At 71.0% G+C, this 26,982-nt stretch carries 24 protein-coding genes; 10 read left to right on the top strand and 14 right to left on the bottom strand.

Features of this window, described 5'->3' with window-relative positions; genetic code table 11:
* Window positions 1-153: 153 nt before the first annotated feature.
* From BM140_RS22005 to BM140_RS21985, 5 genes are all read left to right on the top strand, one after another.
* Window positions 154-1,185: a sodium-dependent bicarbonate transport family permease gene (locus BM140_RS22005; RefSeq protein ID WP_091951198.1), complete on the top strand. Its 1,032-nt coding sequence runs from the start codon at window positions 154-156 to the stop codon at window positions 1,183-1,185.
* A 240-nt stretch (window positions 1,186-1,425) separates the two neighbouring features.
* Window positions 1,426-3,678: an ATP-binding protein gene (locus BM140_RS22000; protein ID WP_091951145.1), complete on the top strand. Its 2,253-nt coding sequence runs from the start codon at window positions 1,426-1,428 to the stop codon at window positions 3,676-3,678.
* Window positions 3,679-3,683: 5 nt separating this feature from the next.
* Entirely contained in the window at window positions 3,684-4,145 is a 462-nt protein-coding gene (locus tag BM140_RS21995; protein WP_091951143.1) for a response regulator, read from the top strand.
* Complete coding sequence (locus tag BM140_RS21990) at window positions 4,088-5,869, top strand: response regulator (protein ID WP_425287080.1); 1,782 nt, start codon at window positions 4,088-4,090, stop codon at window positions 5,867-5,869. Before BM140_RS21995 ends, BM140_RS21990 begins: the two co-directional genes overlap by 58 nt.
* 148 nt (window positions 5,870-6,017) lie before the next feature.
* The gene (locus BM140_RS21985) at window positions 6,018-7,217 is read left to right on the top strand and encodes an FAD-dependent monooxygenase (protein WP_091951140.1); all 1,200 of its coding nucleotides are present in this window, start codon (window positions 6,018-6,020) and stop codon (window positions 7,215-7,217) included.
* 10 nt (window positions 7,218-7,227) lie between these two features.
* Here BM140_RS21985 and BM140_RS21980 read toward each other — a convergent pair whose 3' ends face one another.
* Window positions 7,228-8,205, bottom strand: a complete 978-nt coding sequence (locus BM140_RS21980) for an HWE histidine kinase domain-containing protein (RefSeq protein ID WP_091951138.1) — start codon at window positions 8,203-8,205, stop codon at window positions 7,228-7,230.
* A gap of 461 nt (window positions 8,206-8,666) precedes the next feature.
* Here BM140_RS21980 and aqpZ point away from each other — a divergent pair, with 461 nt between their 5' ends.
* The 4 genes from aqpZ (at window position 8,667) to BM140_RS21960 (ending at window position 11,706) form a co-directional block, all read left to right on the top strand.
* Window positions 8,667-9,440 (top strand): aquaporin Z, encoded by a 774-nt coding sequence (aqpZ, locus tag BM140_RS21975; protein WP_091951136.1) that lies wholly within the window; start codon window positions 8,667-8,669, stop codon window positions 9,438-9,440.
* 215 nt (window positions 9,441-9,655) lie between these two features.
* Complete coding sequence (locus tag BM140_RS21970) at window positions 9,656-10,105, top strand: PRC-barrel domain-containing protein (RefSeq protein WP_091951134.1); 450 nt, start codon at window positions 9,656-9,658, stop codon at window positions 10,103-10,105.
* Window positions 10,106-10,212: 107 nt separating this feature from the next.
* Entirely contained in the window at window positions 10,213-10,494 is a 282-nt protein-coding gene (locus tag BM140_RS21965) for a CsbD family protein (RefSeq protein ID WP_091951132.1), read from the top strand.
* 102 nt (window positions 10,495-10,596) lie between these two features.
* Window positions 10,597-11,706, top strand: a complete 1,110-nt coding sequence (locus BM140_RS21960; protein WP_091951196.1) for an FAD-binding domain-containing protein — start codon at window positions 10,597-10,599, stop codon at window positions 11,704-11,706.
* Window positions 11,707-11,758: 52 nt separating this feature from the next.
* Here the strand turns inward: BM140_RS21960 and BM140_RS21955 are convergent, their stop codons facing one another.
* From BM140_RS21955 to BM140_RS21935, 5 genes are read right to left on the bottom strand one after another with little or no spacing between them, the layout of a single operon-like run.
* Complete coding sequence (locus BM140_RS21955; protein WP_207549494.1) at window positions 11,759-12,706, bottom strand: ABC transporter substrate-binding protein; 948 nt, start codon at window positions 12,704-12,706, stop codon at window positions 11,759-11,761.
* Entirely contained in the window at window positions 12,703-14,721 is a 2,019-nt protein-coding gene (locus BM140_RS21950; RefSeq protein ID WP_091951130.1) for an iron ABC transporter permease, read from the bottom strand. The genes BM140_RS21955 and BM140_RS21950 overlap by 4 nt, the downstream gene beginning before the upstream one ends.
* Window positions 14,718-15,539 carry an ABC transporter ATP-binding protein gene (locus BM140_RS21945; protein WP_091951128.1) on the bottom strand — a complete coding sequence of 274 codons (822 nt, stop codon included), beginning with the start codon at window positions 15,537-15,539 and terminating at the stop codon, window positions 14,718-14,720. The genes BM140_RS21950 and BM140_RS21945 overlap by 4 nt, the downstream gene beginning before the upstream one ends.
* Window positions 15,540-15,549: 10 nt before the next feature.
* Window positions 15,550-16,488, bottom strand: a complete 939-nt coding sequence (locus BM140_RS21940; RefSeq protein WP_091951126.1) for a TauD/TfdA family dioxygenase — start codon at window positions 16,486-16,488, stop codon at window positions 15,550-15,552.
* 35 nt (window positions 16,489-16,523) lie between these two features.
* A complete protein-coding gene (locus BM140_RS21935) occupies window positions 16,524-16,742 on the bottom strand; it encodes an MbtH family protein (RefSeq protein WP_091951124.1) in 219 nt (72 codons plus the stop codon).
* A gap of 304 nt (window positions 16,743-17,046) precedes the next feature.
* Between BM140_RS21935 and BM140_RS21930 the strand changes: the two genes are divergently transcribed.
* Window positions 17,047-18,102 (top strand): siderophore-interacting protein, encoded by a 1,056-nt coding sequence (locus BM140_RS21930; RefSeq protein ID WP_091951122.1) that lies wholly within the window; start codon window positions 17,047-17,049, stop codon window positions 18,100-18,102.
* Between the two features lie 3 nt (window positions 18,103-18,105).
* Here the strand turns inward: BM140_RS21930 and BM140_RS21925 are convergent, their stop codons facing one another.
* From BM140_RS21925 to BM140_RS21890, 8 genes are all read right to left on the bottom strand, one after another.
* Window positions 18,106-19,080: a type II secretion system F family protein gene (locus tag BM140_RS21925; RefSeq protein WP_091951120.1), complete on the bottom strand. Its 975-nt coding sequence runs from the start codon at window positions 19,078-19,080 to the stop codon at window positions 18,106-18,108.
* A 163-nt stretch (window positions 19,081-19,243) separates the two neighbouring features.
* Window positions 19,244-20,215: a type II secretion system F family protein gene (locus BM140_RS21920; protein ID WP_091951118.1), complete on the bottom strand. Its 972-nt coding sequence runs from the start codon at window positions 20,213-20,215 to the stop codon at window positions 19,244-19,246.
* Window positions 20,212-21,666, bottom strand: coding sequence for a TadA family conjugal transfer-associated ATPase (locus tag BM140_RS21915; RefSeq protein ID WP_091951116.1), 1,455 nt, complete (start codon window positions 21,664-21,666; stop codon window positions 20,212-20,214). Before BM140_RS21915 ends, BM140_RS21920 begins: the two co-directional genes overlap by 4 nt.
* 61 nt (window positions 21,667-21,727) lie before the next feature.
* Entirely contained in the window at window positions 21,728-22,972 is a 1,245-nt protein-coding gene (locus BM140_RS21910) for a CpaE/TadZ family protein (protein WP_091951114.1), read from the bottom strand.
* Window positions 22,973-23,036: 64 nt separating this feature from the next.
* Complete coding sequence (locus tag BM140_RS21905) at window positions 23,037-23,777, bottom strand: CpaD family pilus assembly protein (protein WP_091951112.1); 741 nt, start codon at window positions 23,775-23,777, stop codon at window positions 23,037-23,039.
* A 105-nt stretch (window positions 23,778-23,882) separates the two neighbouring features.
* On the bottom strand, window positions 23,883-25,376 hold the full coding sequence (locus BM140_RS21900; protein WP_091951110.1) for a type II and III secretion system protein family protein: 1,494 nt from the start codon (window positions 25,374-25,376) through the stop codon (window positions 23,883-23,885).
* Window positions 25,377-25,387: 11 nt separating this feature from the next.
* Entirely contained in the window at window positions 25,388-26,170 is a 783-nt protein-coding gene (gene cpaB / locus BM140_RS21895) for a Flp pilus assembly protein CpaB (RefSeq protein ID WP_091951108.1), read from the bottom strand.
* Window positions 26,171-26,368: 198 nt separating this feature from the next.
* Window positions 26,369-26,881 carry an A24 family peptidase gene (locus tag BM140_RS21890; protein ID WP_091951106.1) on the bottom strand — a complete coding sequence of 171 codons (513 nt, stop codon included), beginning with the start codon at window positions 26,879-26,881 and terminating at the stop codon, window positions 26,369-26,371.
* Between the last annotated feature and the right edge of the window lie 101 nt (window positions 26,882-26,982).

The following is a 26,982-nucleotide window of genomic DNA, read 5'->3' as shown; positions in this document are numbered from 1 at the left end:
GACGGCGAGGAAGGTGCGGACGAGTTCGAGGTTCAGGCTGGGCAGCATGTCCTATCATTGCCAATCGCAATGATAGGACGCAAGACATTGCGGTATCGCCTATGGTCAGTCCGATGCACGGATGCGGCCTCCCTCATCAGGATGCACCGCACCATGACCGCCCTCGACCTCCTTCAGGCCAATCTGCTGTCGCCCCCCGTCCTCTGCTTCGCGCTCGGCGCCTTCGCCGTCGCGGTCCGTTCGGATTTGCGCGTCCCCGAACCGGTTTTCGCGGCCCTGTCCATGTATCTGATGCTCTCGATCGGATTGCGCGGCGGGGCGGAACTCAGCCACGTCTCGCCGCAGACCGTGGCAGGGCCGATCGCCGGGGCGCTGCTTCTCTGCAGCATCATTCCGCTCTGGTGCTACGCCGGCCTCCGGCGGTTCGTCGGCCTCTCGGTGCCGGACGCGGCCGCGCTGGCGGCGCATTACGGATCGGTCTCCGCCGTGACCTTCGCGGCGGTGACCGCCATGCTGGATCGCCAAGCCGTCCCCTATGAGGGCTACGCGGCCACGCTGCTGGCCGTCATGGAGGTGCCCGCGATCATCGTCGCGATCGGGCTCGCGCGGGTGGCCGAGACGGCCTCGGCCGGCCGGATCGTCGCGACGGGCGGGGGAGCCACGCTCCTCGGAGGGACCGGACCGGTCCTGCAGGGCGGTGGGCAGGCGCTGCTGGCCGAAGTGCTGTCCTCGAAGAGCGTGCTGATCCTGATCGGCGGGCTCGCCATCGGTGCGATGGCCGGGCCGGCGAGCCTCACCAAGGTCAAGCCCTTCTTCGTCGATCTGTTTCCCGGTGCCCTGTGCGTGTTCCTGCTGGCTCTCGGACACATGGCGGCGAGCCGCGCGGGCGAGTTCCGCAAGGCCGGGCTCCTCCTCGTCGGCTTCGCCCTGCTGATGCCGCTCCTGAACGCGACGCTCGGCCTCGTCATCGCCCATGCGGCGGGCCTGTCCCTGGGCGGCGCGATCGTCCTCGCGACGCTGGCGGCCAGCGCCTCCTACATCGCCGCCCCCGCGGCCGTGCAGCTCGCGCTGCCGGAGGCCAATCCGAGCCTGTACCTGACCTGCTCGCTGGCCATCACCTTCCCGTTCAACATCGCGTTCGGCTTGCCGCTCTACCAAGCCATGGCGCAGGCGCTCTACGGCTGACGCGCCGCCCCGGCGACGGCGGACGGGCCAACCGTCTACCCCTCGGACGGTCGGCCCGGTCCGTGCGGCGGCACGTGTCGGGAGCGGTCACACTCTCCCCCACGGCGCTCCCGGCCTGGGACGATCCGCCCGGGGGACACCGGCGCTACCAGTGCTTTTGGCCTATATCCGCCTCCCCCATATGGCTGGTATCAGGGGCGCGGGCCCGCGGGCCGATCCGGTCGCGGATGGAATCCAGGCTTGAACCAGCACAACACGGCAGCCCGGCTCTCGCTCGATCTGACGGCTTGCGATCGTGAGCCGATCCACATCGTCGGCAGCGTGCAGCCGCACGGCTTCCTGCTCGCCCTCGATGCGTCGGGCCGCATCGTCCAGGCCAGCGCCAACGCTCCGGCCGCGGCCCCCGTCGGCGCCCGTCTCGAGACCGCCTTTCCGATCCTCGACGCGCTGGTGCGCCGCTATCTCGACGGCGGCCAGAGCCAGGACGGCGCCACCTATCTGCGGACCGTCGCGCTCGGGCCGGAGGATGCGCGGCAGTTCTACGAGGTGGCGGCGCACCGGATCGACGACCTCGTCGTGCTCGAACTGGAGGAGACCGAGGACGCCTCGGGCGATGCCGGGCTCGATGCGCTGACGCCGCGTCTGCGCGCCTTCGTCGAGCGGCTGCACGCCGCGGGCAGCGTCGAGGATCTCTGCCAACTGCTCGCGGAGGACATCCGCCACGTCACCGGCTTCGACCGGGCCTTGGTCTATCGCTTCGACCGCGACTGGCACGGCACGGTGCTGGCCGAGGACGGCAACGGCGTGCTGCCGAGCTATCTCGACCTGCGCTTCCCCGCCTCCGACATCCCGGCCCAGGCGCGCGAACTCTATCGCCGCAACCGCCTGCGCATCATCCCGGATGCCGGCTACGCCCCGGTGCCGATCCGCCCCGGCACGACGCCCGCGGGCAAGCCGCTCGATCTGAGCCAGTCGGTGCTGCGCTCGGTCTCACCGGTCCATGTCGAGTACATGCGCAACATGGGCACGATGGCGTCGATGTCGGTGTCGATCCTTGTCGACGGCGCGCTGTGGGGCCTCGTCTCCTGCCACAACCAAAACCCGAAGCGGGTGCCGCTCCAGGCCCGCAACGCCTGCGACTTCCTCACCCAGATCTTCGCCCTGCAGCTCTCGGCCAAGGTCCGCGGCGAGCAGGCGGAGCAGCGCCTCGCCCTGGGCCAAGTGCAGGCGCGGCTCCTGGCCTACATGGCCGAGGAGGAGAGCTTCATCGACGGCCTGCTCAACCACCCCGACGACGTGCTGGCGCTGGTCAACGCCTCGGGCGCGGCGGTGGTGACGGCGGATCGCTGCCGCCTGCTGGGATCGACGCCGCCCGAGCGCGAGGTCCGCGCCCTCTACGAGTGGCTGTCCGAGCGCGGCGAGGCCGAGGACGTGGTCGCCACCGACGCGCTGGCCGAAGAATTTTCGCGGGCGGAAGGCTTCGCCGACCGGGCGAGCGGGCTCCTCGCGATCTCGATCTCGAAGCGCTACGCCAGCTACGTGCTGTGGTTCCGGCCCGAGGTGGTCCGCACCGTCAAGTGGGGCGGCAACCCGGTCAAGGCGGCCCGGCCCGATCCGGCGGGCGGCCCCGACCGGCTGCACCCGCGCAAATCCTTCGAGATCTGGAAGGAGACGGTGAAGGGCCGCTCGCTGCCCTGGTCGGTGCCCGAGGTCGAGGCCGCCAAGGACCTGCGCGCCTCGGTGCTCGGCATCGTGCTGCGCCGGGCCGAGGAACTCGCCGCGATGAGCGAGGAATTGCAGCGCTCCAACAAGGAGCTGGAGGCGTTCTCCTACTCGGTCAGCCACGATCTGCGGGCGCCGTTCCGGCACATCGTCGGCTACGCGAACCTGCTCAAGAACCGCGAGGGCAGCCACCTCACGGACAAGGGCCGCCACTACGTCGAGACCATCATCGAGGCCGCCTTCTCGGCCGGCACCTTGGTCGACAACCTGTTGTCCTTCTCGCAGATGGGCCGCCATGCCCTCAACAAGGTGAGCGGCGACCTGAACGGCCTGGTCGAGGAAGTGCGGCGCAAGGTGCTGCGCGACGTGCCGCCCGACCGGACCGTGCGCTGGGAGATCGGCCCGCTGGGCCGCGTCCACGCCGACCCGGTGATGCTGCGCCTCGTGATCGAGAACCTGCTCTCGAACGCCGTGAAATACAGCCGCGGGCGCCCGGAGGCCGTCATCGAGGTCGGGCGGCTGCCGCCCCAGGACCACGAGGCCGTGTTCTTCGTGCGCGACAACGGCGTCGGCTTCGACATGGCCTATGTCGAGAAGCTGTTCGGCGTGTTCCAGCGCCTGCACCGGGTCGAGGAGTTCGAAGGCACCGGCATCGGACTCGCCAACGTGCGCCGCATCGTCGAGCGCCACGGCGGCCGGACCTGGGCCGAGGGCGTGCCGGACCGCGGCGCCACCTTCTACTTCACGCTGCCCTTGAGGGAGGAGGCGTAACCGCCATGGCGACCCTGAAGCCGATCCTCCTCGTCGAGGACAACCCCAACGACATCGAGCTGACGCTGGCCGCCCTCGAATCGAGCCAGCTCGCCAACCAGATCGTGATCTGCCGCGACGGTGCCGAGGCGCTGGACTTCATCTACCGTCGCGGCCCGCACGAGAACAGGGCGGTGCAGGATCCGGCCGTGGTTTTGCTCGATCTCAAGTTGCCGAAGGTCGACGGGCTGGAGGTTCTGGCCAAGGTGAAGGGCGATCCGGCCACGCGCGGCATCCCGGTGGTGATGCTGACCTCCTCCCGGGAGGAGACCGACGTGGTCCGCTCCTACAATCTCGGCGTCAACGCCTTCGTGGTGAAGCCGGTCGCCTTCGACGAGTTCTTCGCCGCCATCAAGGAGATCGGCGTGTTCTGGGCGCTTCTGAACGAGCCGCCGCCGCACAGGGGAGGCTGGCCATCGAACGGATAATCGGGCCGCGAACCGGCCCCCTTCGCATCCTGCACCTCGAAGACAGCGATCTCGATGCGGAACTCATCGAGGCGGAGCTGGAGAATCTCGGCCATCCGGTGGTGATCGAGCGGGTCATCACCCGCGACGAGTTCGCCGCCGCCGCCCACCCCGGACGCCACGACATCATCCTGGCCGATTACGTGCTGCCGACCTTCGACGGCGTGAGTGCGCTCGGCATCGCGCGCCAGCAATGCCCGGACACGCCCTTCATCTTCTGCTCGGGCACGCTCGGCGAAGAGGTCGCGGTCGAGGCGATCAAGAACGGCGCCACCGACTACGTCACCAAGCAGCGGCTGGGACGCATGACCCGCACCATCGTGCGGGCGCTCGCCGAGAAGCGCGCGCGGGACGACAAGAGCGCCGCCGAGGCCGCGCTGCAGGCACTCAACGACACGCTGGAGGCCCGCATCCGGGAGCGGACCCGGGAGCTGGCCGCCACCAACACGGCGCTTCAGGACCAGATCGTCGAGCGCGAGCGGGCCGAGGATGCCCTGCGCCTCGTCCAGCGCCTCGACGCGGTCGGGCAGCTGACCAGCGGTGTCGCGCACGACTTCAACAACCTGCTCACCGTCATCGCCGGCAACATCGAGTTTCTCGACCGCGCCGTCACCGACGAGCGCTCGAAGCGCCGGCTCGACCTGATGCGCGGCGCGGCCGCTCGCGGCGCGAAGCTGACCGCCCAGCTTCTCGCCTTCTCCCGCCGCCAGCGGCTGGTGCCGACCCCGGTGAGCCTGAACCAGACGGTCGTGTCGATGCGCGACCTGCTGCAGAGCTCGATCGGCGGGGCGATCCAGATCGAGACCACGCTCCAGGACGATCTCTGGCCGGCACTCGTCGATGCGACCCAGATCGAGCTCGTGATCCTCAACCTCGCCATCAACGCCCGCGACGCGATGGCGGTGGGTGGGCGCCTCACCATCGAAACCGCCAACGTCACGGTCGGCGAAACGCCGACCCGGCCGGAGCAGCCCCAGCCCGGCGAATACGTGATGATCTCGGTGAGCGACACCGGCACCGGTATGACGCCCAAGGTTCTGGAGCGGGTGTTCGAGCCGTTCTTCACCACCAAGGAGACCGGCAAGGGCTCGGGCCTCGGGCTCGCCCAGGTCTACGGCTTCGTCAAGCAATCGGGCGGCGGCGTCCGCATCGACACGGTGCCGGCCGAGGGCACGTCGATCAAGGTCTACCTGCCGCGCGTTGCCGAGGGCGCCGCCGAAGCGCCCCCCGCGCTCGGACCCGCGTTGGACCCGAGGGTGCATCCGCCGGGCCGTCGGCCCGTCCTCCTCGTCGTGGACGACGACGCGGGCGTGCGCGAGGTGACCGCGACCCGGCTCTCGGAAGTCGGCTACACCGTGCGCGAGGCGGCCTCCGGCCTCCAGGCGCTCGCCGCCCTCGATGCCGATTCGGACGTCGATCTCATCGTGCTCGACTTCGCCATGCCGGGCATGAACGGCGCCGAGGCCGCGGGGGAGATCCGCAAGCGCTGGCCGGCGATGCCGGTTCTATTCGTCACGGGCTTTGCCGACACCGAGGCGCTCGCCCAGGCCGGGGCCGACGGGGCCGACGCCATCGTGCTCAAGCCGTTCCGCGACGGGGAGTTGGAGCACAAGGTGGCCACGGCCCTGGCCGGACGCGCGTCTCCGGGATTGCGCCTGGTCTCGGATCGCAGCCGGAACGGCTGAGGGCCCTCCCGGTCACGGCATGCCGCACCGGCCGCCATGCGGGCGCGATCCTCTCGGTTCGTGTTCCGCATCGTCGTTTTTCCGAGCGCCGGACACCACCTTTCGGGACGATGCGCGATCCGTCCCGACTGCCCGATGGAGAAGGTCGGTGGCACGTCGCATCCTGATCACCGGCGCCAGCATCGCCGGCAACACCGCCGCGTGGTGGCTCGGCCGATCCGGCTTCGACGTCACCGTGGTCGAGCGCGCCGAGGCCTTCCGCGACGGCGGCCAGAACGTCGACATCCGCGGCGTCGGGCGCGAGGCGTTGCGGCGGATGGGCCTGGAACGGGCGGCGCTCGCCGGCGGCACCGGCGAGGAAGGCACCGCCTGGGTCGATCGCCAGGGCCGTCCCGTCGCCCACTTTCCCGCCGGAGGCTCGCAGGGCGACGGGCCGACCGCCGAGATGGAGATCCTGCGCGGAGACCTCGCCCGCCTTCTCTACGACGCGGCGCGGGACGCGGCGCGGTTCCGGTTCGGCGAGACCGTGGCGCGGATCGAGCAGACGCGTGAGGCCGCGACCGTCGCCTTCGCCAGCGGCCGAACCGAGGATTTCGATGCGGTGATCGTCGCCGAGGGCGTCGGCTCCGCGACCCGCGAGCTCGTCTTTCCGGGGGAGAATGCGCCGCGCCCGATGGACCTCACCATCGCCTACCTGACGATCCCGCGCGTGCCCTCCGACGACCGGCTCTGGCGCTGGTACAACGCGCCGGGCGGCCGCAGCGTGCAATTGCGGCCGGACCCGCACGGGACGACGCGGGCGATGCTGGCGCTCCACGGTCCGCTGCCCGGCGGGCAGGACTGGGAGGCCGCCCGCCAGAAGGCGTTTCTGCGCGAACGCTTCGCCGATGCCGGCTGGGAGACGCCGCGCGTCCTCGCCGCGCTGGAGGGGACCGACGACTTCTACTTCGACGTCCTGCGACAGGTGCGGATGCCGCGCTGGTCGAACGGACGCGTCGTGCTGACGGGCGATGCCGCGTGGTGCGTCACCCCGCTCGCCGGCATCGGGGCGACCCTGGCGGTGACCGGCGCCACCGTGCTCGCGGGCGAGCTTTCCCGAGGCGGCGACGTGCTCGGTTCGCTGGCCGCCTACGAGCGGGCGATGCGGCCGATGGTCGGGGAGGCCGCGGGCGTACCCAAGATCGCACCGCGGATCATGCATCCGAAGAGTCGCCTCGGCATTCACCTGCTGCATGGCGCCCTGCGGCTCGCCAGCCAGCCACGCCTTCGCGGCCTCTCGGCGCGGTTCTTCACTAAGCGAGGGCCGGAGCCCGACCTGTCGCGCTACGACGGGCTCGCCGAGGCGTGACGCCGCCGGGTCACCCGACCGGCACGCTCATCTCGAAACGCAATCCGCCCGCGTCGATGACACGCTCGAACCGACCGCCGAGGCTGCGCTCGATCGTCTGGCGCAGCAGGCGCGAGCCGAAACCGGTGCCCTCGGGCTTGAGGCCGCCCGAGGGCGCGCCGGTCTCGTGCCACGAGAGCGTCAGCGCCCCGTCGGCCACGCCGCCGCGCAAGAGCAGCGTGCCCCCGCCCGACAGCGCGCCGTATTTGGCGGAGTTGGTCGCCAACTCGTGGAAGATCATCGCGTAATCGTTGACGTGGTCCGGATCGACGACCGCGTCCTCCGTGATCGCAACCCGGATCTCGGCGCCGTCGCGGTAAGGCGTGAGGATGCGCTCGGCGAGGTGCTGGAGCCGGACGCTGCCCTGATCGAGGCGGTGCGAGCGGGTCGCGAGCGTCGTCGCCTCGTGCAGCACGCCGAACCGGCGCGACAGGTCCTCGGCGAAGAGCGGCGCCGAGGTCGCGTCGCGGGCTACGATCGCGGTCAGCGCACGGGCGACGGTGAACATGTTCGAGACGCGGTGGGCGAGTTCGGCGGCGAGCAGCCGCTCGGCCTCCTCGGCCCGCTTGCGCTCGGTGATGTCGAGGAAGATCGCCTGCACCCATTCCCCGACCTGCCCGGCCTCCCCGCCGACGCCGCGGGCCGAGATCCAGCGGGTCTCCGGCCCGTCGCCGATGCGGAAATCGAAGCTGTAGGCACGCGGGTCGGCGGCGCTCGCCATCCAGGCCTGACGCATCGCCGCGCGGTCCTCGCTGTTGACGCGGGCGAACAGCGCGTCGATCGACACCACGGGCGCGTCGGTGCCCCAGAATTCACGGCACAGGCTGTCGAGCTGCGCGAGCCGCCGACTCGGCGACCACGCCCAGAGGCCGACGCCGCCGCGATGGATCGCTCCCGTGAAGCTTTCGAGGGTCCATCCCTCGCCGGTCAGTTCGGGCCCCTCGGCCATGGCAATCCTGCGGTGACGACGCGGTAAGACGGCCAATGCCGCGGAAATCAACACACCCGAACGGCTGAGGCTCCGTCGACAAGGCTGGGCTCGATCGACGCGCGTCACGGACCGGGTGGGACCGTCGGATATCCGAACAACAAAAACCGTTCTACTGGTATTTTCATATCATTGCGCCTCGAGATCGGGCGACCACTTGAGGGCCTGTTCGTCGCCCCGGCCTCTCGCAGGTCTTCGTCGAGGGTCGACGAACGCGGTCCCGGCCAGCGGTCGGGTGACGGGATGGCGTCGGCGCGCGACCGAGGCACCATCGCCCGAACCCGGCCCCACGCCGGGCGGGCCGCTCACCGGACCCCGACCTCGTAGACCGGGACGCCGTCCTCGCGCCGCGGCGGTCGCGTGCGCGCCGGCCTCATCGATCCCACCCCGACACTGCGCATCCACGAAGGGAGACACCGACCATGCGCCCCTACTTCGCCGAGTTCGTCGGCACCTTCATCCTCGTCCTGTGCGGCTGCGGCAGCGCCGTGCTCGCGGGCGACCAGATCGGCTACAGCGGCGTGGCGCTCAGCTTCGGCTTCACCCTGATGGCCCTGATCTACGCCCTCGGCCCGATTTCGGGGTGCCACCTGAACCCGGCCGTGACGCTCGGCCTGACGCTGAGCCGCAAGTTCGACGCGGGCCGCCTGCCGGCCTACGTGATCGCCCAGGTTCTCGGCGCCGTCGCCGCCGCCTCCGTCCTCTTCGTCATCGCCGGCGGGCGCCCGGGCTTCGATGCCGTCGCCACCGGCTTCGCCTCCAACGGCTACGACCTGCGTTCGCCCGGCCATTACACCATGGCGTCCGCCTTCCTCATCGAGTTTCTCCTGACCGGCCTCCTCGTGCTGACGATCCTCGGCGCGACCGACCTCAAGGCGCCGGTGGGCTTTGCCGGTCTCGCCATCGGCGCGGTCCTGGTGGTGATCCACCTCGTGTCGATCCCGGTGACGAACACCTCGGTCAACCCGGCCCGCAGCATCGGCCCGGCCCTGTTCGCCGGTGGCGCCGCGCTCCAGCAGCTCTGGCTGTTCGTCGTCGCGCCGCTCCTGGGTGCCGCCGCCGCCGCCCTGCTCTACCGGACGATCCGCGCTCTCGATCCCGTTCTGCAGATGCCGCAGCGGCAGGCCATGCAGGCGCTCCTCGGTGAGACCGCGCAGCGCATGGACCGGGCCGGCGCCAAGCCGACCGAATTCTGATCCGGCAAAGCCGGCGCCCGGCCGAACCGGGCGTCGGCGACCGATCCATCAAGACGGCGTGAGGGGTGCGCGAATACCAAATTTCGCCCAAGCGTCGCCGGAACCGACCCGTCCGCGATCCGTTCTTGCCGCGGCGCAACAGGGGCGGCAGGCGCCGCACGAGACCCTGCCCGGCTCCCCCGCCCTTCCCCGACCCCGACGAGGACACCGATCCGATGACCCTTCGCCCGCTGCTGTGTGCCCTCACCCTGCTCGCCGGCGCACCGGCCCTCGCCCAGGAGCCCGCGCAGGCGCCCAAGGAAGCCGCGCCCATCCCGGCCCAACCGGCGACCCTGAACGACGATCTGCGGACGAAGTTCGTGGCGCAGGCCCCGGAGGACGTGGTCGCCTCGAAGCTGATCGGGACGACCATCCGCAACGGCGCCAACGAGAGCATCGGCTCGGTCGCCGACATCGTGTTCGACGACAAGCGCGCGGTGAAGTCCTACGTCGTGAGCGTCGGCGGCTTCCTCGGCCTCAACGCCAAATACGTCGCCGTGGCCCCCGAGACCCTGAAGCTGTCGCGCAAGGACGGTGGCGCCCTCGATGCGATGATCGAGACCGACAAGGACCAGCTCCGCGCCGCTCCGGAATACGTCTATCTCGGCTCCGAGCCGAAGAAGTGAGCTGGCGTAGCACCGTTCACGATGCCTCGATCCGGGACAGTCGTCTCCTTGCGAGGCCGGGCTCGACCGTTCAGATCACCCTCCCCTCTCGAACCCCGGAGAACCGAATGAGCCGCCTCCGCACCTCTGCCCTTCGCGGCGCCCTCCTCGGCCTCGCGCTTGCGGCGGCCGCCCCGGCCCTGGCCGACGACACGCCGACCACGGCGGGCGCGGTCGATCGGCTGAAGGGCCTCGGCAACGAAGCGATCGGCAGCGCCAAGCGCGGCGTCGGCAATCTGACGGACGACGAGGACCTGAAGGCCGAGGGCCGCGCCCAGAAGCTGCGGGGCCAGGCCCAGCAGGAGAAGGGCAAGGCCAAGGACACGGTCGAGAACGCCCTCGACAAGTAGTCCGCCCCCGGCTCCGGTCGATCACGGCCGGGGCCGGCGATTGGGTCGCACCGATGGTGCGCCGCCCTGCGCTATCTCGGCGACATGGATCGCAGCTTCCCCATGACCCGCGCCGCCGGCCTCGAGCGGCTGGCGGCCTTTCTCGACGGCGCCGGCGCGGATTACGCGGTGGCCCGCAACACCGACCGGGGGCCGGACAAGGCTTCCACGACCTCGGCCCTCTCGCCCTACCTACGCCGCCGCCTACTCACCGAGGCGGAGGTGGTGGAGGCCGCCATAGCGGCTCATGGCGAGGAGGGCGCGGAGAAGTTCGTCACCGAAGTCTTCTGGCGGACCTACTTCAAGGGACATCTCGAAACCCATCCAGAGGCCTGGACCGGCTACCTTTCCCAGCTCGAGGCGCAGCGGCGGCGCATTGAAGCCGAGCCCGGCCTGCGCCGCACCTATGCGGCGGCGGTCGAGGGACGCACCGGCATCGCGGGCTTCGACGACTGGGCGCGCGAACTCCTCGCCACCGGCTGGCTGCACAACCACGCCCGGATGTGGTTCGCCTCGATCTGGATGTTTTCGCTGCGCCTGCCCTGGACGCTCGGGGCCGATTTCTTCCTGCGCCATCTCCTCGACGGCGACCCGGCGAGCAACACCCTGTCCTGGCGCTGGGTGGCGGGCCTGCATACGCGGGGCAAGCACTACGTCGCGCGGGCCGACAACATCCGGCGCTACACCGAGGGCCGGTTCGATCCGGACGGCCTCGACGCGTTTCCGGACCCGCTTGAGGAGGACGTGCCGCCGCGGGAGGTGAGGCTCGCGCCCGCCGATCCTTTGCCGACGGGCGAGATCGCGTTGCTGCTGCATCTCGACGACCTGCACCCCGAGAGCCTGCCGCTGGGCGGCGCCACCGTCCGGCGCGTCGGCGGTCTGGTCGTCCACGCGCCCGGCGCCTCGGCGGCGGTGCGGGCGGCGGACGCGGCGGCGATGGCGGATGCGCTGGAGCGTGCTGCGTCGCATTTCGGCTGCGATATCCGGACCGTCGAGCCCGACTGGGCCGGCGGGTTGCCCGTCGTCGCGGCCTGGACACCCGTCGGCCCTTCGGCCGAGGCGCTGCCCGACGGGTGCGCGCGCCTGCGACGGGCCTGGGACGAGGCGGCATGGCCGCTCGCGACCCGCGGCTTCTTCAAGCTGCGTTCGGCCATCCCCCGGCTGCTGTCCTGACGGCCTGCGCGAGCCGCCCCGTCGTCACTTGAAAGCCCGATGTGGGAGCGTGTCAGCCCGCCGCGGGCGCCCGCAGGAGCAGGTCGGTGATGCGGTTCGACAGCCTCAGGGCCGAGGCGGGTCCGCCGAAATTCCAGATGTTGCGCTCGATCAGGCCGACCCGTCCCGCCCGCAGGGCCGGCACCCGCTGCCACGCGGCGCTGCGGGTCTTGGTCGCCAGGGTCACGTCGGGGCCGGTGGTGCTCACCAGCATCACGTCGCAATCGTCGAGGGCGAGGAGATCCTCCGAGGTCAATGGGCGCACGCCCTCGCGGCTGCGGTCGGGCGGCCAGAAGCGCAGGCCCAGCCGTGCCGCGAGACCGGCCGAGAGGCTGTCGGCGGTGAACACCCAATAAGTGTCCTGGCCGCTCAATTCTTGGAGCACCACGAGGCGCCGGCCGCTGCGCCCGGCCTCCGCGAGGCGCCCGGCGTCCCGCGCGATCCCGGCCGACACTTCGGCGTCGGCGCGCTCGGCTTGCGCCCGCTGCCCGACGAAGCCGCCGATCATGGTCTGGAGCGAGAAGGCGGAATCGAGCCGCGTCGCCGGGGGCACCGGGGCGAAATCGAGGAGGACGGTGGGGGCGATGCTCTCGAACACGTCGAAGAGCGGGGCGTGGCGATAGGATACGCCGAGGATCAGGTCGGGCTTGAGCCGGGCGATGGCCTCCAGGCTCGGCTGCTGGCGGGTGCCCACATCGGCGACATCCTTCAGACGCTCCGAGAGGACGCCGATCCAGCCGGGATAGAGCGCCGGGTCCGACATCCCGACCGGCGGCACGCCGACGGCGGCGAGCATCTCGGCGAGGAGGAATTCGAGCGCCACGACCCGCCGGGCGGGGGCCGGCAGGACGGCGGAGCGGCGGAACACGAGGTCGCTTGCCCGAGCAGGGCCCGCCGCGAGGCCGGTGGAGGCGGCGAGGCCCCCGACGAGGAAATTGCGACGCGAGACCGAAAACATCATCGCGCGCCCTTTCGTCCGCGGGACATCAGCCAGAGGAAGTAGGGGGCGCCGATCAGCGCGGTGAGCGCCCCGGCCGGAATTTCCGTCGGCGCCAGGGCGCCTCGGCCGACGATGTCGGCGGCCACCGTCAGCAGCGCGCCGAGCCCCATCGCCACCGGCAGCCGGTCGCCATGCGCGTGGAAGCCGACGAGGCGGGCGAGGTGGGGCGTCAGCAGGCCGACGAAGGCGAGCGGGCCGACGATGGCGACCGCTGCACTCGCCAGCACAGCGGCGAGCCCGAGGGCGAGGGCCCGCAGCAAGCCGACATCGAGGCCGAGCCCGGCCGCCGCGTCGTCGCCCAGCGTCAGCAGATCGAGCGGGCGGCTGAGGAAGGCGAGCGCCGGCAGGCTGACGAGGAGCCAGGGCAGGAGCGCGACCGCATCGGGCCATGCCCGGCCATAGGTGCCGCCGACGAGCCAGATCAGGGCGCGAGCCGGCTGGGCGCTGGTCTCGACGATGACCGCGTAGGTCAACGCCGCGAACAGCCCGCTGAAGGCGAGGCCCGTGAGCGCCACGGGCAGCGGCGCGAAGCGGCGGCGGCGGTTGATGGCGAGGATCAGACCGAGCGTCGCGAGCCCGCCCGCGAGCGCCAGCGCGAAGGTTTCGGGCCGACCCATCAGCGGCCAAGCCAGCAGGCCGGCGAGCGTCGTCAGCGCCGCGCCCTGCGTGACGCCCAGAAGCTCCGGCCCGGCCAGCGCGTTGCGCACCACGCTCTGGAGCACGACGCCGCTCGCCGCCAGCATCATCCCGGCGATCACCGCCACCGCGATGCGGGGGGCGCGGATGCCGAGGATCAGCGCGGCCTCCGGGTCGGAGCCGGTCAGCGCCGCGATCCAGCGGGTGGGGGGAAGCCATGTCTCGCCCCAGGCGAGGCCGAAGGCGGCGAGCGCCACGAGGGCGACGAGCAGGGCCGGCGCCACCACCGCCAGCGAGGCCGCCCGGCCGGAGGCCGCGACCTCGCCGCGGTCGGGCGGCGTCAGGGCGCGCCCGCGCATCACCAGAACGAGCAGGATCGGCGTGCCCACCAGCGCGGTGGCGACGGCGGTCGAGAGCCCGGCGGACAAGCTCAGGGCCGCCACCGCGCCGTCGGCGGCGATCAGCAGGCCGCCGCCGGTCAGCGCGGAGAGGGCGAGAAGGCTGCCGAACCGGCGGATGCCGACGGCCCGCAAGAGGTTCGGGGCGATCAACCCGACGAAGCCGATGGGGCCCGCGAGCGCCACGGCGAAGGCGGTCAAGGCGGTGGCCGTCACCACGCCCCCGAACCGCACCGGCAGCACGGCGACGCCGATGCCGGTGGCGGCGTCGTCGCCGAGCGAGAGGGCTTCGAGACCGCGCAGCAGGAAGGGCAATGCGACGAGGGGCGGCAGCAGCCACAGGGCGGCCTCGGTGAGTCCCGCGGCGCCGGGCTGGTAGAGCGCGCCGCCGCTCCACAGGGCGAGGCCCGCGATGTTCTGCTCGAACAGGGCGAGCGCCACGGTGAGGCCGGCATTGAGCAGGAGGGCGCAGGCGCCGCCCGCCAGCAGCAGCCGGAGCGGCGAAGCGCGCCATCCTCCGGCGGCGGTGAGCGCGAGCGCGGCGGCGCCGAGTCCGCAGAGGAAGAGCAGCGGCGGCCCCGAGACCGCCGCGAGCGCCGGCACGGTGAGGCCGAGCAGCACGCCGACCTGTGCGCCCGCGGTGACGCCCAGAAGGTCGGGGGCGGCGATCGGGTTGCGGGTCACCGCCTGGAACAGGGCGCCGGCGGCGCCGAAGGCGGCGCCCGCGGCCAGCCCCGCGAGCACCCGCGGCAGGCGCAATTCCCAGAACAGGAAGCGGGCGGCCTCCGCCTCGGCGGGGCCGTGCGCCGTCGTCAGCGCATGGAGCGTCGGCCACAGGCGCGCGAGCGCCAGAAGCGCGACGAGGACGGCGGCGATCAGGCCGAGCCGGAGGCCCGGCGACGCTCGGGCCGGCGCCGGCCGATCGACGGTGAGCGCGATCACGGGCGGGCTTCGAGCGGCTGGCGCCGGGCCGGGGCGAAGGCGGGCACGCAGAGCGGGGCGGCCGAATCCGGATGGTCGAGCCGCCACATCTCGACGCCGTAGACCTCCGCCAGCGGCGCCGGGCGCAGCATCTCGGCGGGCGGCCCGTCATGGAGGATGCGGCCCGCCTTCATCAGCAGCACCCGGTCGGCCATCGCCGCCGCCTGATTGAGGTCGTGCAGCACGCAGACGATGGTGATGCCGCGCTCGCGGTTGAGGTTCTTCAGCGCCAGGACCAGCTCGACCTGATGGCGTACGTCGAGCCAGGTCGTCGGCTCGTCGAGGAGCAGGACGCGGCATTGCTGGGCGAGCGCCATGGCGATCCAGGCGCGCTGCCGCTCGCCGCCCGATAGGGCCGCGACCTCGCGGGCGCCGTGGTCGCGCAGGCCCGTGGCGGCCAGCGCGTCGAGGATCGCGCTGCGGTCGGCCGAGGACAGGCCGCCGATCAGCCGGCGATGGGCGTGGCGCCCATAGGCCACCAACTCGAACACCGTGAGGCCCGCCGGCACCTCGTTGGCCTGGGCCAGCATCGCCAGAGCCCGGGCGCGCTCGCGCCGCTTCAACTCCCCGAGCGGGCGCCCGTCGATCTCGACGGTGCCGGCCTGGAGCGGCTGCAAGCCCGCGAGCGAGCGCAACAGCGTCGACTTCCCGCAACCGTTCGCCCCGCAGAGCGCGGTCACGCCCCCCGGTGCGATCGCCACGTCGAGCCCGTCGAGGACGCGGCGCGCCCCGTAGGCGACGGTGAGGCCACGGCCCCGAAGGATCGCGGCCTCGCTCATGCAGTCGAACTCATGCTGCCCTGTTCATCCCGTGCGCCTCGGCCATGGCGACGACGACCTTGCGCGGGCCGGCATAGGGTTCGCGGCCGTGCATGATCAGCATGTTGTCGAGCATCAGCACGTCGCCCGCCTGCCAGGGAAAGCTCACCTTCTCGGCCTTCAACACGGCGCGCACGGCGTCGAGGTCGTCGTCGGGAATCGGGCTTCCGTCGCCGAAATACACGTTGCGGGGGAGTTCGTCCTCCCCGACCGTGTCGAGCAGCACCTCGCGCTCGACCTCGTCCAGCGCGGAGACGTGGAACAGGTGGGCTTGGTTGAACCACACGTCCTCGCCGGTGCGGGGGTGCTTGGCCACCGCTTGGCAGAGCTGACTCGTGCGCAGCTCACCGTCCTCCTTCCACGTGAAGTCGATGGCGTGGTCCCGGCAATAGGTCTCGACCGCGGCGCGGTCGTCGGTGTTGAACACCTTGGTCCAGGGCAGGTCGAGGCCGTTGCCGAAGTTGCGCACGTAGCGCAGGCCCTTTTGGGCGAACTTGTCCCGCAGGGCCGGATCGAGCGCCCGGTAGATCGCGCGGCTGTCGGCGAGCGGGGTGGCGCCGCCTTCGGGCGAGGCGGTGACGCAGTGGAACCAGATCCGCAGCGGCCAGTCGCGGGTATAGGATTGCTCGTTGTGGAGCGGAATCTCGCGGTGGGCCGGATACTCGGTCGAGGAATAGACCCCGCCCTCTACCTTGCTGCGCGGCGTCGAGCCGAACTCGTAGGACAGGAGCGGATGGCCGAAGCCGGCGGCGAACGCCCGGAACGCCTCGACGCTCTCGACCGAATAGCCCCGCAGCAGAACGCCGCCGACGGTGCCGAGGGCGTCGCGGATCTCGGAATCGCGGGCCTCGATCGCCGCGATCAGCGGGCCCGAACCTTCGAGCAGGACGGGAAGAGCGGGAGCGGGCATGGTCGGCCTCTTCGGCGTGAGAGGAAGGATGAGGGTCAGGCGCGGGCGGCGTCGCCGTCCATCGCCTCGCGCAGGCTGCGCGGGCGCATGTCGGTCCAGACGGTCTCGATGTGCTGGAGGCAGGCGGCCTTGTCGCCGCTGACCCCGACGCGGCGCCACCCCTCGGGGGTCGGCTTGAAGTCGGGCCAGATCGAGTACTGGTCCTCGTCGTTCACCACCACGTGGAACAGGATGTCGTCGCGGTCGAAGCTCAACGGTGAGAACTCCCCTCGGGGCGCCTCGGGCGGCGCGGCGACCGCTCCGGGCAGGTTGGAAAGGGGACGAACGGGGGGCCGGAGAATTTAGGGGAAGGGGCTTTTCATCGGGCGATGCCGACAGGCCCCACTCTGGAACAAGTACAATCAAGAGGTCGCCAGCATCAATTCGCACAACGTTGACGTTGCCGGAGATCGCTCCTTAAACCGGCTGCCGGTCGACCGCCTCGGTCTTTCACCCCCGCCATCGAGGCGAGGCGGGCCGGCGAAAAGATTCAGAGGCGATCCGAGGAGCCGCTCCGCGATGCTGTTCTCCGAAGCGACGGTGGCGCTCGCCGATCCGCACAGGCTCACCGCCGACCTCGTCGATCACCTGAGCGCCCACGACGTCGCCCACGAGCGGCAGGGGGGGCACGTGGTCATGCAACTCGGCGTCGGCACCGGCACCCTGGAACCGGTGGGCGGCGCCTTGCGGGTGCGGGTCGAGGCGCAGGACGAGGGCGGCCTGGAGATGCTGCGCGCCCTGCTCGCCGCCAACATCGTCGACTTCGCCGAGGGCGAGGAGCCGGTCATCGCCTGGTCGGGCTTCGCGGCGGGGGCGGCGACCTTCTCGAATTTCCGCGAGTTGCGCCTCGTCGCCTCCGAGGCGCTGACGCCCCGGATGCGCCGCCTCACCTTCACCGGTACCGATCTCGAACGCTTTGCCGTCACGGACGACCTGCACGTGCGGTTCTACCTGCCGCCGCCCGGCGTGACGCGGCCGGAATGGCCCCGTCCGGGTCCCGACGGGCGCACCCTCTGGCCCGACGCCCCGGTCTGCCCGGAGGTGCGCTACTACACGATCCGCCGGGCCTCGTCCGACAGGGTCGAGATCGACTTCGTGCTCCACGACGATCCGGGGCCCGGCGCCCGCTTCGCGATGGAGGCCCGACCCGGGGCGCTCTGCGGCATCGCCGGTCCCCTCGGCCGCGCGGTGCCGCCCGCCGCCTGGACCCTGCTCGCGGGCGACGAGACGGCTCTGCCCGCCATCGCCCGGACACTGGAGGCCATGCCGCCGGAGGCCCGCGGCGTCGTGCTGATCGAGGCGGAGGGGGCGGAGCCGGCCTATCCGCTGGCGGCCCCCGAGGGCGTCGGCGTGCGCTGGCTCGAGCGGGGGGCCGAGAGCCGGCTCGTTCCGGCGATCCGCGCCCTCGACTTCCCGGACGGCAACGACCTGTTCGTCTGGGCCGGCTGCGAGGCCGGGGCCGCCCGAGCGCTCAGAAAGCATCTGCGGTCGGAGCGGGGCCTGACCCGCGAGCGCCACCTCGTCGTCGGCTATTGGGAGCGGGCCGGTAAACCGGCCACGGCGAACGGAGGCTGAGCCCTACTTGTTCATCATCGAATAGGCCTGGATGCCCGCGGGTGTCATGATGACCACGAACAGCACGGGCAGGAAGAACACGATCATCGGCACGGTCAGCTTCGGCGGCAGCGCCGCAGCCTTCTTCTCGGCTTCGTTCATGCGGGTGTCGCGGCTTTCCTGGGCCAGCACGCGGAGCGCTTGGCCGACGGGGGTGCCGTAGCGCTCGGCCTGGATCAGCGCCGTGGTCAGCGACTTCACCGGTTCGAGGCCGGTGCGCAGGGCGAGGTTCTCATAGGCCACGCGACGGTCCGGCAGGTAGGACAGCTCGGCGTTGAGCAGCGCCAGTTCCTCGGCGAGCACGGCCGATTGCCCGGCGATCTCCAGGCTGACGCGGCGGAAGGCGTTCTCCACTGACATGCCGGACTCGACGCAGATCAGGCACATGTCGAGGGCATCGGGCCAAGCCTGACGGATCTGGGCCTGACGCTTCGAGGTGACGTTGCTCAGATAGACCTCGGGCAGCTTCATGCCGACGAAGGCCGCCATCAGCACGATGCCGGTGCGGATCAGGAAGGGCTGGTCCAGCACCTCCAGCACGAACAGATAGAACAGCGCCAGCACGGTGACGACGGTCGGCGTCACGAGGCGGAAGAACAGGAACGCCGTCTCGGCGCTCGCGCCGCGATAGCCCGCGAGCACCAGCTTGGCCTTCGCCGTCTCGGTCCCGAGCCAGCGCGTCAGATGGAGCCGCTCCACCACGCGCTTCATGTAGGCCTTGGGCTCGCTGCGCAGGGTCGCGCGGTTCGACAGGCGTTCGCGCTCGCGCAGGCGCATCTGCTCGCGCTCGTCGCTGACGAGCTTCATCCGCTTGGCGAGGGTATCGGTCTCGAGCAGCGGCTGGACCAGCGTGAACACGGTCGCGGCGGCGGCAATGCCCGTCAGGACGGTGGCGACGAAGCGCGGCTGAAGCGCCGCATCGACCAACTGATCCAGCATCGATCCTCTCCCGCTTCTCGACGCAGCGCCGCACCGGGCCGAAGCGTCCTCCCCCGGACGACGATGAGCCTGTCTCGTCGTCGTCTGCCCGCGCGACGGCGCGGTGGCGGTCGTCCGCCGGATGCGTCGGGCCCGGCCAAAGGTCGGCCCGACGCATCCATCGTTACACGTCGAAGTTGATCATCTTGCGCATCATCGCGATCCCCAAACCCATCCACAGGGCGGAGGCCGCGAGGGCGATCTTGCCGATGGCCGTGGTCCAGAGCAGCGAAATGTAGTCGGGGCTCGACAGGTAGGTGGTGAAGGCGACGATGAAGGGCAGAGCGGCGATGATCGCCGCCGAGACCTTGGCCTCCATGCTCATCGCCGCGATCTTGCCGGCCATCTTCTTGCGCTCGCGCAGCACCCGCGAGAGGTTGCCGAGCGCCTCCGACAGGTTGCCGCCGGCCTTGGCCTGGATGCCGATCACCACGGCGAAGAAGTTCACCTCGGTGACGGGCACCCGCTCGTACATGCGCTGGATCGCCTCCGACATCGGCAGGCCGAGCGCCTGCGCCTCGTTGGCGACCCGGAACTCGCTGCGCAGGGGCTCCTTGGCCTCGCGCGAGATCATCCGCAGGCAGTCGCCCAGCGGGATGCCGGATTTGAGGCCGCGCACCACCACGTCGATGGCGTTGGGCAATTCGTCGATGAAGGCGGCGATGCGCCGCTTCTGCAGGTGCTTGAGGATCCAGGCCGGAACGCCGAGCCCGCCGACGAAGACGGCGAGCAGGGCGACGAGCGGGCGGCCCGACACGAGGAGGACGCCGAAGCCGAGACCGAGGGCGACGAGGGTCGAGACGACGTAATACTTCTTGCGGCTCCAATCGAGGCCGGCCCGGGCGATCTTCAGCTCCAGGGTGACCTTGGTCTTGTCCTTCTTGGCCTCCAGTTCCTTGAGGCTCTTGGCGACGTGTTCGCGGCGGTTGGCGGCGTTGGTGCGCTCGGTCACCGCCGCGGTGCTCTGGCCCAGCGCCCTGCGACGTTGTTCGGCCCGGCGTTCCCCCGACAGCAACGGGTTGAGCGCGACATAAGCGACCGCGCCCGCCGCCACGGCGACGAGCCCGACCGCGAGCGGGAGGTTGGCCGCGCTCACGCCGCCTCTCCGTCGACCGCGGCGGCATCGAGGGCCTCGGCCAGCGCCCGTTCCTCGCCGTAGTAGCGCGCCCGGTCCCAGAAGCGCGGGCGGCCGATGCCGGTGGAACGGTGGCGGCCGATCAGGCGGCCATTGGCGTCCTCGCCGAGCACGTCGTAGACGAACAGGTCCTGGGTGATGATGACGTCGCCTTCCATCCCCAGCACCTCGGTGATGTGGGTGATGCGTCGCGAGCCGTCGCGCATGCGCATGGCCTGGATGATCACGTCGACCGAGCCGGTGATCATCTCGCGCAAGGTCCGCGAGGGCAGCGAGAAGCCGCCCATGGTGATCATCGATTCGATACGGGCGAGGCACTCGCGGGGCGAGTTGGCGTGGAGCGTGCCCATCGAGCCGTCGTGGCCGGTGTTCATGGCCTGGAGCAGATCGAATGCCTCCGGCCCGCGCACCTCGCCGACGATGATCCGCTCGGGCCGCATGCGCAGGCAGTTCTTGACGAGGTCGCGCATGGTGACCGAGCCCTGGCCCTCCAGGTTCGGCGGGCGCGTCTCGAGCCGGACCACGTGCGGCTGCTGGAGCTGAAGCTCCGCGGCGTCCTCGCAGGTGATGACCCGCTCGTCGTGCTCGATATAGGCGGTGAGGCAGTTCAGCAGCGTCGTCTTGCCCGAGCCGGTACCGCCGGAGATCACGACGTTGCAGCGGACCTTGCCGATGATCTGCAGGATCTTGGCGCCCTCGGGGGAGATCGCGCCGAAGCGGACGAGCTGGTCGAGGGTGAGCTTGTCCTTCTTGAACTTACGGATGGTCAGCGCCGGCCCGTCGATGGCGAGCGGGGGCGCGATGACGTTGACGCGGGAGCCGTCGGGCAGGCGCGCGTCGCAGATCGGCGAGGATTCGTCGACGCGCCGGCCGACCTGGCTGACGATCCGCTGGCAGATGTTCATCAGCTGCTGGTTGTCGCGGAAGCGTACGTTGGTGAGCTGAATCTTGCCCCCGACCTCGATGAAGGTCCGGTCGGCGCCGTTGACCATCACGTCGGCGATGTCGTCGCGGGCGAGCAGCGGTTCGAGCGGGCCGTAGCCGAGCACGTCGTTGCAGATGTCGTCGAGCAGTTCCTCCTGCTCGGCGATCGACAGCACGATGTTCTTGAGGCCGATGATCTCCGAGACGATGTCGCGGATTTCCTCGCGGGCCGATTCCGGGTCGAGCCGGGCGAGCTGGGCGAGATCGATCGCCTCGATCAGCGCGCCGAAGATCATGCTCTTCGTGCGGAAATAATCCTCGGACTTCTGCGGCGCGGGCGGCGCCACCGGCGCCGGCCGGGGCGGGGGCGCCTCGGAACGCGCGGCGCGCGGCTCGTCCTGCAGGACGGGCGCGGGCGGGGCCGGCTTTCCGGCCGGGGCGACCGGGGCGGCGGGGGCCGCTGCGGTGGCGGAGCGTCGTCCGAACATGGCGCCGTGCGCCCTCAACTGGCGGGAAGGGACGGGGCGAAAGCGGGGGCGCGGGCCACGCTCACGAAGCCTTCTTGCGGCTCAGGCGGGCGAGCAGCGGCTCCAGCAGGTTGGCGCGCGTCCGCTTCACCTCGGCCCGGCCGGTGACGACCGCCGCGACCTCCGAGAAGATTTCCGCCGCCTTGGCGCCCGCCTGCACCTCGGCGATCATCTGGCCGTTGTTGGCCGCGGTGCCGAACAGGGCCGGATCGAAGGGGATCGAGGCCTGGATCGTCGCGTCGAGCGCCTTGGCGAACTCGGCCGCCGCGATCTCGGGGCGCTTGGGCATGCCGACGCCGTTGAGGATCACCCGCGCCTTCGCGTCGTTGGGCCGGCTCGCCTGGAGCAGGGCGAGCAGGTTCTTGGTGTTGCGCAGAGAGGCGAGGTCGGGCGAAGCGACGATGAGGATCTCGTCGGCGGCCACCAGCACCCGCCGGGTCCAGGCCGACCAGCGATGCGGCACGTCCATGACGATACAGGGCACCGCCGCCCTCAGAAGGTCGGTCAGCGCGTCGAAGGCCGGCTCGGTCAGGTCGATGGTGCGGTCGAGGGTGGCCGGCGCCGACAGCAGGCTGAGGTTGTCGGCGCATTTCGACAGCAGCCGGTCGAGCAGGTTGGCGTCGAGGCGCTCAGGGGCGAACACCGCCTCGGCGATGCCCTGGGGCGGGTCCTGGTTGAAGTTGAGGCTGGCGGTGCCGAAGGCGATGTCGAGGTCGGCGATCACCGTCGAGGTGCCGTGCTCGCGCGCCACCGTCCAGGCGAGGTTGTGGGCGATGGTCGAGGCGCCGACGCCGCCGCGTGCGCCGTAGACCGCAATGGTGCGCCCGACCGGCTTGGCGCCGGGCGCCGTGAACAGGTCGGACACCGCCGCGATCAGCGCCACCGGCTCGACCGGCGCCATCAGGTACTCGCTGACGCCGCGCTGCATGAACTGGCGGTAGAGCAGTACGTCGTTGACGTGGCCGACGACGAGAACCTTGGTGCCCTCGTCGCAGACTTCCGCCAACTGGTCGAGGCACTCGAGCGGGCGCGACTTGGTGCCGACGAACTCGATGAGGATGACGTTGGGCGTCGGGGCGTGCCGATAGGCCTCGACCGCCGCCGCGCCGCCGCCCATCTGCACCTTGACGTGCGCCTTCTGCATCCGGCGGTCGGAGACGACCCCCTCGATCATGGCCGCCGTTTCGGGCGTCTCGCAGAATGCCTGGATCGTGATCCGGGGCACCGGGGCGATCGTGCGTTCCGTGGCCTCGTGGATGTCCGGCATGACGCGTTGTTCCGGTTCGAAGGTCTTGAGGAGGGCGTGTCGGCGAAGCGAGTACGAGGTTGCGCTAGTTCTTGACCGCCTCCTTGACGCTCGTCGTCCCATCCTGCCGCCACTGGGTTGACGGATCCTTGCCCTGGCGCAGTTCGCCGATGTCGCGGGTGCGGCGCACCGTGTCGATGCGGCCCTCGGGACGCCCGCGCACGAGATCGACCGGATCGGCGACCTGGGAGGCGATGTTGGACTGCGTCGCGCAGCCGAGATTCCATTGCGGCTCGTTGGACCAGTCGGAGCGGATGTCGCTCGTGCCGAGATCGCGCGGCCAGAGCCCGCACTTGCTCGACACCTTCGCCTCCATCCGTTGGAAGGTGAGCCGGACCGGCGAGGCCAGCGCCGGGTTGGCGATCGGGTAGCCGCCGACGATCCAGCCGCCGGGCGGCACGCCCATCTCGGCGCCCAGCCGGCGGATCGCCGCCCCGGTGCGCTCGACCGGGCCGGCGAGCGAGGGCGCGACCCCGCGGGGCAGTTCCAGGGTGATGAGGCCGCGGCCGTAGCGGCGGTATTCGAGCAGGAACGCCTCGATGTCGGCGGCCTGGCGCGGATCGATATGGCCGACGCCCGTGGGGAACACGTCGAGGGTGCGGTCGGCATCCGCCAGCACGATCGGGTGCCGGGTGCGCACGTCGATCGGGGCGGTCGAGCCGGTGGTGGCGACGCGGTCGGCCCGGCAGGCGCCGAGCAGGCCGGCCAGCACCAGCACGGAGACGGGGGCCAGGGCGCGGACGGGGAGGCGGAAGGAGGAGGGCATCGATCGTTCGATCCTGCTGGGGCGCGTGTCGCGCCCGCGATCATCGGGTCCGGCCGGACCCTTCGGCCCGGCCCCGCTGCGGGGGTCCTGCGCTCGGTCTCGGGCTCAGTCGGCGATGAAGCCGACGCGTCCGCGATAGGCCGGGCCGAGCCCGCCGCCGACCGTGCCGTAGAGCCTGTTGATCTGTCCGAGCAGCACCGCCTTGCCGTCCGGCGCATCGACGAAGCCGTCGTCGGGGCGCTGCACCTGGCGCGCCTCCATCGGCTTGGCGATGTAGGGGGTGACCATGATCATCAGCTCGGTCTCGTCGCGCTGGTAGTCGCGCGAGCGGAACAGGGCACCCAGGATCGGCAGGTTCATCAGGCCGGGCAGGCCCGTGACCGCCGCGCGGTTCTTCTGCTCAATCAGGCCCGCGGTCATCATTGTCGCGCCAGAGGCGAGTTCGACCGTCGTCTCAGAGGAACGCTTGGTGGTGGCGGGGATCGCCGTCGTCCGCCCGCTGGCCGAGAAGGCGAAGGTGAAGCTGTTCTGTCGGTCGAGTTCGGTCACGTCGGTCGCGACCCGGATCGAGATCCGGTTCTCCGCCAGCACGACCGGCGTGAAGGCGAGGCTGACGCCGTAGGGCTTGTAGGTGATCGAGATCTGGCAGCCCGTCCCGAGTGAGTTGGCCGTGCAGGTGCCTGGAACCGGAATCTCGCCGCCCGCAGTGAACTTGGCGGCCTCGCCCGAGATGGCGGTGAGCGTCGGTTCGGCGAGGATGCGCGAGACGCCGGCCTGCTCGAAGGCCTTGAGCGTCGCCTGCAGGGAGAAGCCGCCGGCTTTGACCGAGGCTGTCAAGGCGTTCCCGTCGGGCGCGTAGGTGCTCGTGAGCGGGAACGGCGTCACATTGTTCAGGAAACGAGGGCCCGCGGCCGCGGCCGCGTCGACCGGGTTCAGCGCCGCCCAGTTACCGGTGGTGCTGATGCCGAACTGCTTGATGACGTTGCGCGAGACCTCGACCACGGTGACGCGCAGCATCACCTGATCCTTGTTGCGCACGGTCAGGTTGTTGATCACCGCGCCGCGCACGCCGCCGATGCCGCCCGCGATGCCGACGAAGGCGTTGGCGATGTCGACCGCCTGCTGCGCCTCGGAGGCCGAGCCGACGCTGCCCGAGAGCACGATCGAGTCGCCCACCGCCTTCACGTCGAAGCGGCCGGCGGGCAGGCTCTGCTGGAGCGACTGCTTCAGCACGTTGATGTCGCGGGCGATGGTGACGTCGAGCGCCGCGATCTGGCGCCCGTCGGCGTCCATTACGAAGATCGAGGTCGCGCCGTTCTCGATGCCGATCAGGAACAGCTTGCGGCTGGAGCGCACCACCGCGTTGGCGACGGCGGGGTTGGCCACGAACACTTCCTTGGCGTCGCGCGGCAGGTCGATGATCAGCGAGCGGCCCTTGGTCAGCTCGACCTTGCGCGAGGAGCCGGACTCGCCGGCACCGATGGTCAGCACCGGCGAACCGGTGGAGAGGGCCTGCGCGGAGCCCGGGGCCGGAACCGCGAGGCAGGAACCGGCGAGGAGGGCGAGGGCCAGCGCCCGGTTGCGAATCTCAAGGGACATCGGTCTCGTCCTCAGCGGCGCTGCTGCTTGGCGACGCCGAAGCGCACCACCGTCATGGCTCCTTCGGGCTCGGCATCCGCCACCGTGGCGGTCTGGCCCGCATCCTGAACGCTGCGCAGCACCAGCGAGAGCTGCCCGACCTTCTGCGCCAGGGTGACGGCCTCGGCCTGGGAGGGCGTCAGGGCCAGCGTGGCGGTGTCCGCCGTGACGACGTTCTGACCGCCCTTCTCCTGAACGATCTGGCCGACCGCCAGAACGCGGATGTCGGTGAACAGGGTCTCGGCGAACTGGTCGTTGCCATTGCCGGATTCGTCACGGGCCGTCTTGATGACGTCGACCCGGTCGTTGGGCAGGATGAAGCCGCCCGCCGCCGAGGAGCCGCGGTTGTCGATGGTGATCGCCACCGCGCGCATGCCCGGCGGCAGGATCGCCGACATGAAGCCGCTGCCGGCCTTGACCAGACGCTCGGGGCGGATCGGCTCGCTGGCCGAGAAGGGCGTGCGGACGATCGAGCCGACCGCATCCTCCAGGCCCTTCGGCGCGGCCTTGCGCTCGACATAGGTCGGCGACAGGGCCTGCTCGGGCCAGGGCATCCAGCGCAGATCCTCGGCCTTGAGGGTCTGGCCCATCGGCAGGTCGGCGGCGGCCACGAGCACTTCGGCGAGCGGGATCTGCGGCGCGGGCTCGACGCGGACGACGGGCGCGGGCGGCTTCTCTTCGCCGCTCATCAGCAGTGCGGCGCCGCAGCCCGCGACGATCGCGACGGCCAGTACGGCGAGACGGGCAGGTTTCATGGCGGGTGCGGAACCGTTCGACGGCTCTCCGCCGTCATGCTCCGATAGTGGCCCGCGATTGGTGTAGTTAAGGTTAACCGCCCGTCACCAAAGCCTTCGTGGCGGCTGTCGCGGCGGTCAAACCCGTGCCGCCGAGGCTTTCGACGGACGAACGCTTCGGCGCGCCGTCGGAGCCGCGCCCGGCACCCGCGGCGCTTTTCACATCAGGGCGAGGCGCTCCCACCCGACGGCGCTCGGCATGACGATGAGGGCGGCCGCCGCCAGGGCGATGCCGTAGGGGATGCCGGTCTTCATGTCGTGGAGGCGGACCGCGAAGGGCAGACGGACCGTCAGCGCGGGCATCGGCAGGGTGCGGGCGTACAGGATCGCCAGCGTCAGCAGCCCACCGAGGATCGAGGCGACGACGACGTACTCGATCAGACTGCCGAAGCCGAGCCAGAGTGCGGTGGCGGCCGCGAGCTTGGCATCCCCACCGCCGACCCAGCCGCGGGCGAACATCGCGAAGGTGACGACCAGCGTCAGCGCCCCGGCGGCCAGATGCAAGCCGATCTCCTCGAAGCCCATGCCGGAAGCCGGGGCGTAGAGGGCGAAGCCCGCGACCACCAAGCCGGTCACCCGGTTCGAGATACGCATGGTGAGGAGGTCGCTCGCGGCGGCGTAGGCCATGAGGAAGGGGAACACGACGCAGAGGAGGAGATGGGCCGCGCTCATCGACAAGGGGTCGCTCCCGTCCACGGTTCGGGGCCCGTCCGGGCCGCAGGGTTTTCGTTCCGGATCCCGGATCCGAGACGAGTTTCTCGGTTCTCGGGCCG

Source organism: Methylorubrum salsuginis, from assembly GCF_900114375.1.
Lineage (GTDB): Bacteria > Pseudomonadota > Alphaproteobacteria > Rhizobiales > Beijerinckiaceae > Methylobacterium > Methylobacterium salsuginis.
Note: the sequence above shows the minus strand (reverse complement) of the source record. Positions and strands in the feature narration are given on the sequence as shown.